A 12,359-nucleotide genomic window follows, 5' to 3' on the forward strand; every position below is an offset into this window, starting at 1 on the left:
TCGGAGCCGCGGCCAACGTGGTCGTCCTGGGCATCGCCGCCCGCAACGGCACCCCGATCAGCTTCTGGCAGTTCACCAGGTACGGCCTGGTCGTGGCCGTGGTGACGATCGCCCTGTGCACGCCGTACCTGTGGCTGCGCTACCTGTGAGACCGGCACGCGGTCAGGCGAGGTCGCCCGTCACGTCGGGCACCGGTGTCTCCACCCTCGGCGGGCGCCGGTACCCCGTCGGGGCGGGCCGGTCCGGGATCTCCAGCGGCGCGCGCTCGACCTCGCCGTACGGGACCGTGGAGAGCAGGTGGGAGATCATGTTGATCCTGGCCCGCCGCTTGTCCTCGCTCTCCACCTCGTACCACGGCGCCTCGGGGATGTGGGTGTGCACCATCATCTCGTCCTTGGCCCGCGAGTACTCCTCCCAGCGGGTGATCGACTCCAGATCCATCTCCGACAGCTTCCAGCGCCGCATCGGGTCCTCCATCCGGGCGCGGAAGCGGCGCTCCTGCTCGGCGTCGCTGACCGAGAACCAGTACTTGCGCAGCAGGATCCCGTCCTCCACCAGCAACCGCTCGAAGATCGGGCACTGGTGCAGGAACCGGGTGTACTCCTCCTGGGTGCAGAAGCCCATCACCCGCTCGACCCCGGCCCGGTTGTACCAGCTCCGGTCGAACAGCGCGATCTCCCCCGCGGCCGGCAGGTGCTCGACGTAACGCTGGAAGTACCACTGCGTACGCTCGCGCTCGGTGGGCGCGGGCAGCGCGACGATCCTGGTCACCCGGGGGTTGAGATACTCGGCGACCCGCTGGATCGTGCCTCCCTTGCCGGCGGCGTCCCGCCCCTCGAAGATCACCACCAGGCGGCGGCCCTCGGCCCGCACCCACTCCTGCATCTTCACCAGCTCGGCCTGCAACCGGATCAATCGCTTCTCGTACGGCTTGCGGCGCAGCTTGCCGGCGCTCATGCCCATCACCTCCGTCCCGCCACCGTACGCCGTGCCGCCGGGCCCGCATCGACGCGGGTGTTCAGTCCCAGCCCAGGGGCTGTTCCAGCAGCCTGCCGGGCCGGGCTGGCGGTCAGGCGCAGCGCCCGCTCGTCGGCCCGGCGCGCCTCGTCGTCGCGCCCCAGGTCGCGCAGCGGCTCGGCCCGTGTGGCGAAGAAGAGCGGGTAACGCTCCAGCGCGTCGCCGAGTTCGTCCAGCTCGGCCAGGGCCGGCTCGGGGCCGGCTCGGGGCCGGCTCGGGGCCGGCGACGTGCCGTACGGCGACGGCCGGTGCAGGCGGGTGACCGGTGAGGGCGCCAGGTGCAGCAGCATGTCGTCCAGCACGAGGATCTGCGCCCAGTCGGTGCCGGCGAAGTTCTCGGCCTCGGCGTGGCAGGCCACGATGGCCGCCTGACTCCGCCTCCTCCGCCAGGTCGCGCGCCTGGGCCCGCTCGGCCGTGCTGCCCAGGCACCCCTCGTTGAACAGCAGGTAGACGACCGCGGGCACCTCGCCGAGCCGCTGCGGCAGCTCGCCGAACTCAGCTGCAAGCCGATCACAAGAGCGGCGGCCTATCTCTTGGAGGGTTCGATCGTCACCGCACCGTGGAGTTCCCTCATGCGTTCGCTCGCCGTCCTCGCCACCGCCGCCACCGCCGCCGCTGTCTCGCTGGCGGTCAGCGCCCCGGCCGCCGCCACCCCGGCGATGTGGAAGTGGCGTGCCGTGCACTCCGCCGACGGCATGGCCGCCGCCTGGGGCGAGGTGGCCGTCCACCAGTTCGGCCACGTCGTGGACGGCAAGCTGGAGGACACGCGCGGCAAGGGCTGCGCGTGGGCGGTGCTGCGCTCGCAGGACTCGCGCAACGGCCGCTGGCGCGACCACGGCTTCTACAACTGTGTGCCGGGCGTCGGCACCTTCAGGAAGGACTACCGCAACACGCGGCAGGTCAGGGTCCAGGTCTGCCGCGGCACGGCCAAGCGGCCCACGGGCGAGTGCTCGGCGTGGAAGACCCTGCTGCGGCCGGGACAGTAGCGGGCCAGGCACCGTGGTGATCCGCCACGGCTCGCCGGGCGAATCCGCACATGTCACGACTGTGAGGATGGGATCACCGTCACCGGGGCGGCTTGACTCGTGTTACGACTGACCCTGCGGGTGTCCATGCTGTTGATCTGTCGGTCGCCTCGGTGCCGGTTGGATGCGAGCCGTCGGTCGCGTGGATGGTGACCCGATAGGAGCCTGCTGCCTCGTGAAGAAGGCGCTCGTCACAGTCCTGTCCCTTGCGCGCGACCGGCGGTGGTACACGGATCACCACCGGGCGGAGGGAGCAGCGCAGCCATGACGAGCATTCTGCAGGCCGAACCGATCGGCAAGGTCGTGGTCGGAGTGGACACGCACACATACGTGCACACTGCCGCCGTGGTCGACGTCGTCGGCGGACTGCAGGCCAGCATCAGCATCGCTGCCGATCGGGGCGGCTACGAACAGCTCATCACCTGGGCCGCCGGATATGGGCACGTCCTGGGCTTCGGCGTCGAGGGCACCGGCTCCTACGGTGCTGGGCTGGCCTCCCACCTGCGCCGGCATGGGCACAAGGTGGTCGAGGTCAATCGGCCTGACCGGCGCGTGCGCCGTCAGCGCGGTAAGTCCGACCCGATCGACGCCGAAAACGCCGCCCGCGCTGTGCTGGCGGGCACGGCCACCGCTACGCCCAAGAGCGCTGAGGGCACGGTGGAGATGATCCGCCACACCAAGATTGCGCGCGACACCGCGGTCAAGGCCCGCACCCAGGCGATGGTCACCCTCAAGGCACTGCTTGTCACCGTCCCCGACGAGCTGCGCGAGCAGTTGACCGGCCTGTCGAAGATGGCCCTGCTGGAGCGCTGCGCCGGACTGCGACCCGGTCCAATGAGCAGCACCGTGGCCTCGGCCAAGCGAGCCCTGCGCGCCCTGGCCCGCCGTTGGCTCGACCTGGACCAGGAGATCAAAGAGCACGACATACTGCTCGAGCAGCTGACCACCAGCAGGCTCCCGAACTCGTCAACACCTTCGGCATCGGCGCCGACACCGCCGCCGAAGTGCTCATCGTGGTCGGCGACAACCCCGAACGCATCCGCTCCCAAGCCGCATTCGCCAAACTCGCCGGCGTCGCCCCCATCCCGGCCTCCTCCGGCACCACCACCCGGCATCGCCTCAATCGCGGCGGCCACCGCCAGCTGAACGCAGCGCTCTACCGCGTCGTCATCGTCCGTATGCGCTTCCACCAGCCAGCCCACCATCGACTACGTGGCCCGGCGCACCGCGGACGGCAAGACCAAACAAGAGATCATCCGCTGCCTCACAGTAGGTCAGCGATGGCTGCAACCGTGGAGTTCAATGCCATGATCACAAAATGACAGAGGTTTATAACTCCCCGTAATGATCGATAGGGGGCGATAAGAAATCGAGTCGTCGCCTACGCACCGTAAGAGCATGGGTTCACCTGCTGTTATCACGTTCCAAGAACCGGTAATTCAAAATTCGCCATACATCTCGGTGATCACACTGTCAAGCCTTGTTCTTGAGTATGGCTCTAATGAGAATCGCCCCAGAGTGAACGCAGCCATGGAAAGGATCGCATGTGAGGACTTGGCTACGCCTACAACATCTGACTTCGATATCCGCCCTGCTCGCGCTCATCGTCGCACTGGTGACTGTCATCGCGTCGCCTGCCATCGCCCAGATTGATGATCCAGAGGTCCAGCGCCTCCGTGACGCCAACGCCTCTGTCAGGGACGGCTCGAACGCAAAGCCGCAAGCCATGCCGAGGCCCAAGGCCGTCCAGTCTCTAGCCAGATCCTGTGAACAAGTAAAAAAGCGGCTGCCTAAACTGGCGGCCAAAGACGCACCGCCAGTCCCTTGCACCTCCACCGATCCCGGCACTAAGTCCACAGCGGAAGAGCCCGCCGGCGGGCTTCCCGAAGGTCTACCTGCGTGGTGCGTTGATGCCGGAGACGGCCAATGGCTAACCACCCGAGTCAATGCATGCACGTGGCGTACCGAGTCCCTGTCATGGATCGACGTACGCACGGGAGAAGAAGTCGGCACGATGAAGCTGACTCTTTGGTATGACATTGTAACCGCCTGGAACGAAGGAACATTCATCTTCGGGCATAGTGTTTATTCCTATAATCAGCAGGGATACTATAGTCCGACATCCTACTTCCTGGCTTCTCCATTCTGTAGCGGCCAGTGCGAACATGTAAGTACGACTCCATCGGCCCAGCAAACCCTTCAGATAAACTCGATGATCAGATGGGACACAAGATTCCGCAACACCCTGCCACTGCCCGGCCGGGGACCGATGGACCTTGACGGAGAACTGACCTTCGTTGATCCTAATGTTGGAGAAGAGCTCAATCTTAGCCCCGAAGCTGAATTCGTGCCTACCGTCCGGTGTGACGACGGCCGGCTTAGGGGTTATCAAACGACCGAAGGGTGCGTAATCCGGGACTACTGGCCCACGCTGGTGTTCAAGTATGCTGAGATGCCGACCATAGTCGACCATATTCGCTATTCACAGTCGGTAGGATCGCCCGGAAAGCCTGGCACAACGCCGCTGCAGCGCATGTACAATGACACTGATGCGGACGATAATCGTACGGAGGCCTGCGGGAATGTGGCAATTCCTAATCCTCAAACCCAGAACTGCGACGAGTATCCCATGGCACATACGTATCAGGGCGCAATCACGTGCGGCTGCGACGACTGGACGTCTAGGCCGGTCCTGATCGTCGACAACAATGCGCAGGGTATTGCGATGGCGACATTCTTTCGAGATAATCGCATTCTCGACGCAGACGCGTTCTGGGTGGACACAACAATCCCCTAGCATACAAGGCTCATGTCATGAGTAGCGAGATCACACCGTCCCGGGACAATGTGCGGGTATCTGACCACATCCTCCTGTTGAGGGGTATAGAGGACCCGCCTCCTGCTTACCCTGGCAGGTTCCCAAATGGCCTGGTGGCGGGCAGTCGCGACGGTGCGATTATTATCACGGGAGTTGCCAGAGGGCCGGTGGATGTGACTGTGGAGCTTGCCGACGCGGCGCCGCCTCTCGCTCTCGATGAGTGGGAGGAGGTGGCCGAGATTTCCGTCGAGTCCACCCACGGTAGTCTTCATGTGTTTGGACTGGACGGAGATCTGACCGATCTCTCTAACCTCGCATCGACGGGTCCTGGTCAATACCGCATTCGGATCCATGCACGGGGACGAGATACGGATCCTGACGGGACGGTACGAACTCCTGTCGAATCGTATCTGATCGCCTCGTGGCCGTCCGAGGCTGCGCCTGAGCTGATCTATAAACAGACGGATCGCTACGGCCAGGCGCTACGGCGCATCTGATAGCCGTAGGGAAGGCCCCGCCTTCTCCCAGATGGGCCTTCCCTACATCGCCATGGGGTGTTCTCTGACACTGCTCACAACGACGGGGCATGTCCGGGCCCCGAATGGAACGGCCCGCCGCTGTATCCGCGCCGGTAGTGAGCGTTGGAACCTCCCCGTCCTGACGCCCGCAGGCGGGAATCTGGAACGCGAGCACTACGGATGTGGACGAACTGGTGCAGACGCTCGCCGCTACAACAAGATGAAAGTTCGGGGTTTCATGTCGATCTCGGGTTTGTGATCAGGACGGTGGCCAGGAAGGCGTTCAGGAGGTCGGGGCGGTACTGCAGTTGCTTGAGCCGGCTGCGGATGATCGCGGCGAGTTCGTCGAGTGTGCAGGGCGCCAGGTTGCCCAGGCCGCGTTTGAGATGCGACCACACCATCTCCATGGGGTTGAGCTCGGGCGCGTAGGTCGGCAGACAGAACACCGTCAGCCACGGACGTGTGGCGATGGCACGCATCCGGGCGTCGAGGTGGGTGCTGACGTTGTCCCAGATGAGCACGATCGGCCCGCCGAGCTGCTGGTGGGCGGCGTCCAGCAGGCGCGCGCAGTCGGGCTCGGTGAACCCTTTGCGTTCGTTCTTCCGCCGCCGGTAGATCGTCATGCGGTAGATCAGCCGGGTTCGCCGTCCCAGCTTGAGGCAGAGCAGCCCGGCCAGGTTGACGCGTCCGGAGCCCTTGCCCGAGACGGTGACGGCAGGGGTGCATCCACGGCGGGACCAGGTGCGGGCCTTGGGCGGCCTCAGCGACTGGCCTGCTTCGTTGGCGAAGCCGATCCACGAGTCCTGATCCCGCACCGTGGTTCCACGTGCTGCCAGGTGTCCTTCATCCAGGTGGTGATCGCCTCTTCGTCGCGCTCGGCAGCGCGGCGTTTCGCAACCTGCGGGCTCCAGCCCAGCCGGTGCAGCAGAAAGCAGATCCCGCGCGGGGTGTAGGACAGGTGGAACAACCTGCCGACCAGCACCGTCACCCGCGGCCAGGGTCCATCGCTGATCCTCGGTCCATCCCCACACGGCCGGGCCGACGTCCAAGGCGGCCTCCAGCCGCTGCACCTGCGCCTCGCTGAGCCGGCAGCGCTGCCCGCCCGGCCCCTTCGACTCCAGCGCCTGCCGGCCGTGCGCCAGGCCTTGTGCCAGACTTAGGCCGACTTGCGGGAGATCCGCAACTTCTTGGCCACCTGTGATGGCACCATGCCCGCGGCGAACAGCCCGGCAGCCTCCAAACGCACCTGTTCACGCTTGGCTCGCGCCGCCGGGGTCAGACCGCCGCCATCCGGATGACGCATCCCTCTGGCATACTCCCGAACCCCACCCCGAGCAGGCAGCCGCGCGGTAACACCTCAGACTTTCAACCGCCGGCAAGCGTTACCTGGCCCGCGGAATCTTCCAAGCCATCAAAGCCCGCCCACAGCCTGCTGTGACGACTTGACCACCGCCGCCACCCCCGCCGCGACCGCGCCCGCCCTCGCCACGGCGGCGAAGGAACCCGCCCTGGGCCCGTACGGCTACGGCCCGGTGCAGCTCGGCATGAGCGCCACGAAGGCGCGGGCCACGGGGAAGATCGCGCTCAGGATGCCCGCCGGAGCCGGTCCGTGCTTCGGCTGGAACCTCAGGGCGCATCCCGCCGGCAAGGGGCGCGTGGGCCTGTACATCTCCAGGAAGGCCGGCGTGGCCGTGATCCTGGCACAGAAGGGGATGAGGACGCCGCAGGGAATCGGCCTGGGCTCCTCCCGGAAGCAGGTCAAGAAGGCGTACCCGGGGCCTGAGGATGTCGCCCAGCGGGATCGCGTACGCTGCGGTGCCGGGCAACCCGAAGGCCTACTACGCCCTCCTCTACTCCCAGGGCCAGGTCAGGGAGCTGGCCTTCGGGCTCGACAAGCAGGACTGCGTCAACTGACCGCGCACCGCGGCCGGCCGCGCCTCAAGCGGCCCGGCGCGCCTCCAGGAACGGCAGCACCTGGTCCAGCACCTGGTCGGTGCGCCGCAGCGCCTCGCCGTGGTCGGCGTCCGGGACGGAGAAGAACCGGGCGCCGTGGGTGAGCGCGTGGTCGCGCATCGGGTCGTGCCAGGGGTCGGCGGTGCCCGCGTACATCAGGACGGGCACCCCGGAGGCGGCCAGCCGCGAGCCCAGACCGGGCTCGCGGGAGAACATGTCGTAGTTCGCCCGGTACGCCGCCGGGTCGCCTGCCTCGATGACCGCCACCTGGTACGGATGCGCCAGCGCGCCCCCCTTGACGATCTCGTACACGTCGTGGTCGCCCGGCAGCCCGAGCGCGGCCAGCACCGCCGGCACCCGGGACCGGAAGCCGTCCGGGTCGAAGCCGCCCGCCACCAGCCGGGTCAGCCGTTCGGGCGCGTACGCGGCCACGGCGTACCCAGTCATGGCCCCCAGCGAGTACCCCCAGAACGCGGCCCGGTCGAGGCCCAGGTCGTCCAGGACGGCGGTGACGTACTCGGCGCGGCGCCGCGCCGAGTACGCCTCCGGCTCGTGCGGCGCGTCGCTGGCGCCCAGCCCGAGCGGGTCGATGGCGATGACGGTGTGGGAGGCGGCCAGGACGCCGGTGTAGCCGAGGTGCGCCCAGTGGCCGCCGTCCTCGAACATGCCGGGGTGCAGGACCACGGGCGGGCCGCCGTTCCCGGCGACCTGGTAGGCGATGCGATGTCCGTTGCTGTGCGCGTAGTGCACGGTCAGAACCCCCTGAGCAGGAACGTTACCTCTTGTAACGGGAGTCATCCTGAGGGATGATCGACGGGTTCGAAAGGAGGCACTTTCTTGTCGCAACGGAACACCGCCGTAACGGACCAGGTCACCGACTGTCCGCTGCCCGAGGTGCTGCGGCTGATCGGCGACAAGTGGTGCATCCAGATCCTGGTCGAGCTGGGCGCGGGGCCGCGCAGGTTCACCCAGCTGGAGCGCGCGATCGAGGGCGTCAGCCGCCGCATGCTGACGCTCAACCTGCGCAACCTCGAACGCAACGGCCTGGTCACCCGCACCGTGCACCCGGACTCGCCGCCGAGCGTCGAGTACGCCATCACGCCGCTGGCCGAGGACATCCGCGAACCCCTGGAGCTGCTCGCCCAGTGGGCCCGCGGCGCCATCCCGGCCCTGGTGGCGGCGCGGCGGGAGTACGACGCCCGCTGTCAGAACTGAGCACGATGCCCGACCGGCCGTTCCCGCAGGGCGCAGCCCGCCCGGAGCGGTCACTTGCCGCAGGTGACGATCACCAGCGTGAGGGCCCCGCTCAGGATCAGTGCCATGGCCGCCACCACGGCCACCTCGGTGCGGCTGACGTGGTCGCCGAAGCGGCGCGGGCCGTCCTGCGCGGCGCGTTCGTTGAACTCGGTGAGCCGGCTGGCCAGGCGTTCCCCGCTGCGCCGCAGTTCGAGCTCGATCGCCGCCAGGACGTGCCGCTCCCGCGGTGACAGGCCGTCCACGCCGTCACTCCGCCGCTCGGCCGCCGGCATGCGGATAGTGCAGGTCGAAGGCGGGTCGTTCGGAGCGGATGCGGGGCATGTTGGTGAAGTTGTGCCGGGGCGGCGGGCAGGACGTGGCCCACTCCAGGGAGTTGCCGAACCCCCAGGGGTCGTCCACGACCACCTTCTGCCCCTTCCGCGCTGTGTACCAGACGTTGAACAGGAACGGCAGCGTCGAGATGCCCAGGACGAGCGCCCCGATGGAGGAGAAGAGGTGCAGGTCGGTGAAGCCGTCATCGGGGCCGTAGTCGGCGTAGCGGCGCGGCATGCCCGCCACGCCGAGCCAGTGCTGGACCAGGAACGTCATGTGGAATCCGATGAACAGCAGCCAGAAGTGCAGCTTGCCGAGCCCTTCGTGCAGCATGCGCCCCGTCATCTTCGGCCACCAGAAGTAGAACCCGGCGAACATGGCGAACACCACGGTGCCGAACACCACGTAGTGGAAGTGCGCGACGACGAAGTAGGTGTCGGTGACGTGGAAGTCCAGCGGCGGCGAGCCGAGGATGACACCGGTCAGGCCGCCGAGCAGGAACGTGATGAGGAACCCGACCGCGAACAGCATCGGCGTCTCGAAGGTGAGATGCCCGCGCCACATCGTGCCGATCCAGTTGAAGAACTTCACGCCGGTCGGGACCGCGATGAGGAAGGTGAAGAAGGAGAAGAACGGCAGCAGCACCTGCCCGGTGGGGAACATGTGGTGCGCCCAGACGGTCATCGACAGCCCGGCGATGGCGATGGTCGCCCCGACCAGGCCGATGTAGCCGAAGATGGGCTTACGGCTGAAGACCGGAATGACCTCGGTGATGATGCCGAAGAACGGCAGCGCGATGATGTAGACCTCGGGGTGGCCGAAGAACCAGAACAGGTGCTGCCAGAGCATCGGGCCGCCGTTGCCCGGGCTGAAGTACTGCGTGCCGAGCTTGCGGTCTCCCTCCAGCGCGAGCAGCGCGGCGGCCAGCACGGGGAACGCCATCAGCACGAGCATGCTGGTCAGCAGCACGTTCCAGGTGAAGATCGACATGCGGAACATGGTCATGCCGGGGGCGCGCATGCAGATGATCGTGGTGATGAAGTTGACCGCGCCGAGGATCGTCCCCACGCCGGCCAGGCTCAGCCCCATGACCCACAGGTCGCCCCCGATCCCGGGCGTGAAGACCGCGTCCGACAGCGGCGTGTAGGCGAACCAGCCGAAGCTGGCCGCCCCCGACGGACTGAAGAAGCCGCTGACCGCGATGAGGCCGCCGAACAGGAACAGCCAGAAGCTCACCGCGTTCAGCCGAGGGAAGGCCACGTCCGGCGAGCCGATCTGCAGCGGCATGACCACGTTGGCGAACCCGGCGAACAGCGGGGTGGCGAACAGCAGCATCATGATCGTGCCGTGCATGGTGAAGAGCTGGTTGTACTGCTCGTTGCTCACCAGCTGCAGGTCCGGGTGGACGAGCTCGGCCCGGATGATCAGCGCCATGATGCCGGCCAGCGAGAAGAACACGAAGGAGGCGATCAGGTACATGTAGCCGATGACCTTGTGGTCCGTGCTCGACATCCAGCGCACGATGACGCGGCCCTTGCCCGTCGACTCGACCGGCGCCACGGCGGACGTCAACGGCTCGTCAGTACGCGGTTCGTCAATGGTCACCGGAGACCCCCCATTTGCCCCGTGGTGCTCTCGGCGCCCTCACTTGACGGTGTTTACGCAGGTCAGCGCCGTACGACGGGCTTACCCCCTCCTTGGGGACCTATGCCGGTACCGCGCGGCGAGCCCGGACCGGACCGGCTCGGACCGGCAGGGAGACCTCGGATACCCTCCTGAACGTCCAGTTTGGGAGGGAATGGGTTGTCGGGGGTTGTTGCGGCGTTCGCCGCCTTGGTGTCAGTTGCTGTGCTCGGCTACGTCATCGGTGTCATCGGCCTGCTCCGGGCCAGTGACGAGCTGGTGCTGTCGCGGCTGGCGTTCTTCGTGGCGACCCCGGCGCTGATGTTCGCCACCGTGTCGCGGGCCGATCTGGGCGCGCTGCTCTCGCCGGTGCTGCTGACCGAGATCATCGCGGTGGCGGTCACGCAGCTCGTGTTCGTGCTGGTGGCCAAGCTGCTCTGGCGGCGGACGACGGGGCAGGCCACGATCGGCGCGCTGGCCTCGTCGTACGTCAACGCCGGCAACCTCGGCGTGCCGATCTCGCTGTACGTGCTCGGCGACGCCGCCCTCGTCGCGCCCATCCTGCTCTTCCAGCTCCTCGTCCTGACCCCGGTCTCGTTCCTGATCCTCGACAAGGGCTCCCGCTCGCCGCGCGCGGCGCTGCTGCTGCCGTTCCGCAACCCGCTCACGGTCGCCTCGCTGCTCGGCCTGGCGCTCGCGCTCAGCGGGTTCTCGCTGCCGGTCACGGTCATGCGCCCGATCGACCTGCTCGGCGGCGCGGCCGTGCCGGTGGCGCTGCTGGCGTACGGGCTGAGCCTGTACGGCTCGCGCCGCGCGGCGAGCGCCCCGGAGGAGGACGGCGTCGGCAAGGACATCGCCCTGGCCGTGACGCTCAAGGCGTTCGCCCAGCCCGCGCTCGCGTACGTGACCGCCCGCTTCGCGCTGGGCCTGGAGGGCACGCAACTGCTGGCGGCGACGCTGTTCGCGGCGCTGCCCACCGCCCAGAACATCTACGTCTACGCCGTCACCTACGACACCGGCAGGCGCCTGGCCCGCGGCGCGGTGCTGCTGACCACGGGATTGTCCATCCCGATCATGACGGCGATCGGCGCCGTGCTCGGCTGACGGAACCGCGGGAAAAATTCTCCGGGATCGTGTCGATCCGCGCTCCGGCCGTACGACGCGCTGGTGACGGATGACGACGAACCCCTGAGGAGGGACCCGCCATGCAGAAGATCACCACGTACCTGTGGTTCGACCACCAGGCCGAGGAGGCCGCCACCTTCTACACCTCGCTGTTCCCCGGCTCCCGCATCGTCAGCGTGCAGCGCTACGGCGAGGCCGGGGCGGGCGAGGCCCAGAAGGTGATGATGGTCGAGTTCGAGCTGGCCGGCCAGCGGTTCCTGGCGTTGAACGGGGGCCCGCAGTTCACGTTCACGGAGGCGATCTCCCTCTACGTGAACTGCGAGTCGCAGGAGGAGGTGGACGAGCTGTGGGCCAAGCTCACCGAGGGCGGCGAGGAGTCGCAGTGCGGCTGGCTGAAGGACCGGTGGGGCCTGTCCTGGCAGATCGTTCCCAAGCAGCTCCACGAGCTGCTCCAGCACCCCGACCCGGCCACGGCGCAGCAGGTGACGAAGGCCATGCTGGGCATGCAGAAGATCGACGTCGACGCGCTGCGGGCGGCTGCCGGCCAGTGAGCAGGGCGTGCTGGCGCGGCGCCGCCGGGTGGGCGGCGCCGGGTGGGCGGCGCCGGCCGAGGGGGCGGTCAGCGGCGGGCGACCAGCCCTCGCCGGCACGCCTTGACGAGCGGGCGGAGCACGAGCGGCTCCGCCCGTTCATGACGATCGGCACGAGGC

General features: G+C 67.5%; 15 protein-coding genes and 1 pseudogene. 9 read left to right on the forward strand and 7 right to left on the reverse strand.

Going from position 1 to position 12,359, the window contains the following annotated elements:
• Positions 1–162: 162 nt before the first annotated feature.
• Both ppk2 and AB0I79_RS51610 read right to left on the reverse strand, forming a co-directional pair.
• Entirely contained in the window at positions 163–957 is a 795-nt protein-coding gene (ppk2, locus tag AB0I79_RS51605; protein WP_357890667.1) for a polyphosphate kinase 2, read from the reverse strand.
• Positions 958–962: 5 nt separating this feature from the next.
• Positions 963–1,376, reverse strand: coding sequence for a hypothetical protein (locus AB0I79_RS51610; protein WP_357890670.1), 414 nt, complete (start codon positions 1,374–1,376; stop codon positions 963–965).
• A gap of 214 nt (positions 1,377–1,590) precedes the next feature.
• On the opposite strand from AB0I79_RS51610, the gene AB0I79_RS51615 reads away from it, so the two are divergent.
• The 5 genes and pseudogenes from AB0I79_RS51615 (at position 1,591) to AB0I79_RS51635 (ending at position 5,358) form a co-directional block, all read left to right on the forward strand.
• Positions 1,591–2,004 (forward strand): hypothetical protein, encoded by a 414-nt coding sequence (locus AB0I79_RS51615; RefSeq protein WP_357890673.1) that lies wholly within the window; start codon positions 1,591–1,593, stop codon positions 2,002–2,004.
• A gap of 303 nt (positions 2,005–2,307) precedes the next feature.
• A pseudogene (locus AB0I79_RS51620) lies at positions 2,308–2,781 on the forward strand (transposase); the annotation flags it as partial.
• Positions 2,782–3,056: 275 nt separating this feature from the next.
• Positions 3,057–3,365: a transposase gene (locus tag AB0I79_RS51625; protein WP_357890676.1), complete on the forward strand. Its 309-nt coding sequence runs from the start codon at positions 3,057–3,059 to the stop codon at positions 3,363–3,365.
• A 293-nt stretch (positions 3,366–3,658) separates the two neighbouring features.
• Positions 3,659–4,840, forward strand: coding sequence for a hypothetical protein (locus tag AB0I79_RS51630; protein WP_357890678.1), 1,182 nt, complete (start codon positions 3,659–3,661; stop codon positions 4,838–4,840).
• Between the two features lie 17 nt (positions 4,841–4,857).
• Positions 4,858–5,358, forward strand: a complete 501-nt coding sequence (locus tag AB0I79_RS51635; RefSeq protein ID WP_357890681.1) for a hypothetical protein — start codon at positions 4,858–4,860, stop codon at positions 5,356–5,358.
• Between the two features lie 257 nt (positions 5,359–5,615).
• Here AB0I79_RS51635 and AB0I79_RS51640 read toward each other — a convergent pair whose 3' ends face one another.
• Both AB0I79_RS51640 and AB0I79_RS51645 read right to left on the reverse strand, forming a co-directional pair.
• Complete coding sequence (locus AB0I79_RS51640; RefSeq protein WP_357890684.1) at positions 5,616–6,194, reverse strand: transposase; 579 nt, start codon at positions 6,192–6,194, stop codon at positions 5,616–5,618.
• Entirely contained in the window at positions 6,140–6,367 is a 228-nt protein-coding gene (locus AB0I79_RS51645) for a winged helix-turn-helix domain-containing protein (RefSeq protein ID WP_357890687.1), read from the reverse strand. The genes AB0I79_RS51640 and AB0I79_RS51645 overlap by 55 nt, the downstream gene beginning before the upstream one ends.
• Before the next feature lie 797 nt (positions 6,368–7,164).
• Between AB0I79_RS51645 and AB0I79_RS51650 the strand changes: the two genes are divergently transcribed.
• Positions 7,165–7,293: a hypothetical protein gene (locus AB0I79_RS51650; RefSeq protein ID WP_357890690.1), complete on the forward strand. Its 129-nt coding sequence runs from the start codon at positions 7,165–7,167 to the stop codon at positions 7,291–7,293.
• Positions 7,294–7,317: 24 nt separating this feature from the next.
• Here the strand turns inward: AB0I79_RS51650 and AB0I79_RS51655 are convergent, their stop codons facing one another.
• Positions 7,318–8,082, reverse strand: a complete 765-nt coding sequence (locus AB0I79_RS51655; protein WP_357890693.1) for an alpha/beta hydrolase — start codon at positions 8,080–8,082, stop codon at positions 7,318–7,320.
• 87 nt (positions 8,083–8,169) lie between these two features.
• Between AB0I79_RS51655 and AB0I79_RS51660 the strand changes: the two genes are divergently transcribed.
• Positions 8,170–8,547 carry a helix-turn-helix domain-containing protein gene (locus AB0I79_RS51660; protein ID WP_357890696.1) on the forward strand — a complete coding sequence of 126 codons (378 nt, stop codon included), beginning with the start codon at positions 8,170–8,172 and terminating at the stop codon, positions 8,545–8,547.
• Between the two features lie 50 nt (positions 8,548–8,597).
• Here AB0I79_RS51660 and AB0I79_RS51665 read toward each other — a convergent pair whose 3' ends face one another.
• Together AB0I79_RS51665 and ctaD are read right to left on the reverse strand one after the other, a co-directional pair.
• A complete protein-coding gene (locus tag AB0I79_RS51665; protein ID WP_357890699.1) occupies positions 8,598–8,861 on the reverse strand; it encodes a DUF3040 domain-containing protein in 264 nt (87 codons plus the stop codon).
• Complete coding sequence (ctaD, locus tag AB0I79_RS51670) at positions 8,836–10,413, reverse strand: cytochrome c oxidase subunit I (protein ID WP_357890919.1); 1,578 nt, start codon at positions 10,411–10,413, stop codon at positions 8,836–8,838. The genes AB0I79_RS51665 and ctaD overlap by 26 nt, the downstream gene beginning before the upstream one ends.
• 291 nt (positions 10,414–10,704) lie before the next feature.
• Between ctaD and AB0I79_RS51675 the strand changes: the two genes are divergently transcribed.
• Together AB0I79_RS51675 and AB0I79_RS51680 are read left to right on the forward strand one after the other, a co-directional pair.
• Positions 10,705–11,628 carry an AEC family transporter gene (locus tag AB0I79_RS51675; protein ID WP_357890702.1) on the forward strand — a complete coding sequence of 308 codons (924 nt, stop codon included), beginning with the start codon at positions 10,705–10,707 and terminating at the stop codon, positions 11,626–11,628.
• A gap of 101 nt (positions 11,629–11,729) precedes the next feature.
• Positions 11,730–12,200 (forward strand): VOC family protein, encoded by a 471-nt coding sequence (locus tag AB0I79_RS51680; protein ID WP_357890705.1) that lies wholly within the window; start codon positions 11,730–11,732, stop codon positions 12,198–12,200.
• Positions 12,201–12,359 lie beyond the last annotated feature (159 nt).

Origin of the sequence: Nonomuraea sp. NPDC050202 (assembly GCF_040656115.1) — a bacterium.
GTDB lineage: Bacteria > Actinomycetota > Actinomycetes > Streptosporangiales > Streptosporangiaceae > Nonomuraea.

What these genes read in the sequence shown, in the direction of transcription:
- ppk2 (WP_357890667.1), bottom strand. Translation starts at nt 957, where the DNA reads ATGAGCGCCGGCAAGCTGCGCCGCAAGCCGTACGAGAAGCGATTGATC.
- AB0I79_RS51615 (WP_357890673.1), top strand. Translation starts at nt 1,591, where the DNA reads ATGCGTTCGCTCGCCGTCCTCGCCACCGCCGCCACCGCCGCCGCTGTC.
- AB0I79_RS51635 (WP_357890681.1), top strand. Translation starts at nt 4,858, where the DNA reads ATGAGTAGCGAGATCACACCGTCCCGGGACAATGTGCGGGTATCTGAC.
- AB0I79_RS51650 (WP_357890690.1), top strand. Translation starts at nt 7,165, where the DNA reads ATGTCGCCCAGCGGGATCGCGTACGCTGCGGTGCCGGGCAACCCGAAG.
- AB0I79_RS51665 (WP_357890699.1), bottom strand. Translation starts at nt 8,861, where the DNA reads ATGCCGGCGGCCGAGCGGCGGAGTGACGGCGTGGACGGCCTGTCACCG.
- ctaD (WP_357890919.1), bottom strand. Translation starts at nt 10,413, where the DNA reads ATGTCGAGCACGGACCACAAGGTCATCGGCTACATGTACCTGATCGCC.
- AB0I79_RS51680 (WP_357890705.1), top strand. Translation starts at nt 11,730, where the DNA reads ATGCAGAAGATCACCACGTACCTGTGGTTCGACCACCAGGCCGAGGAG.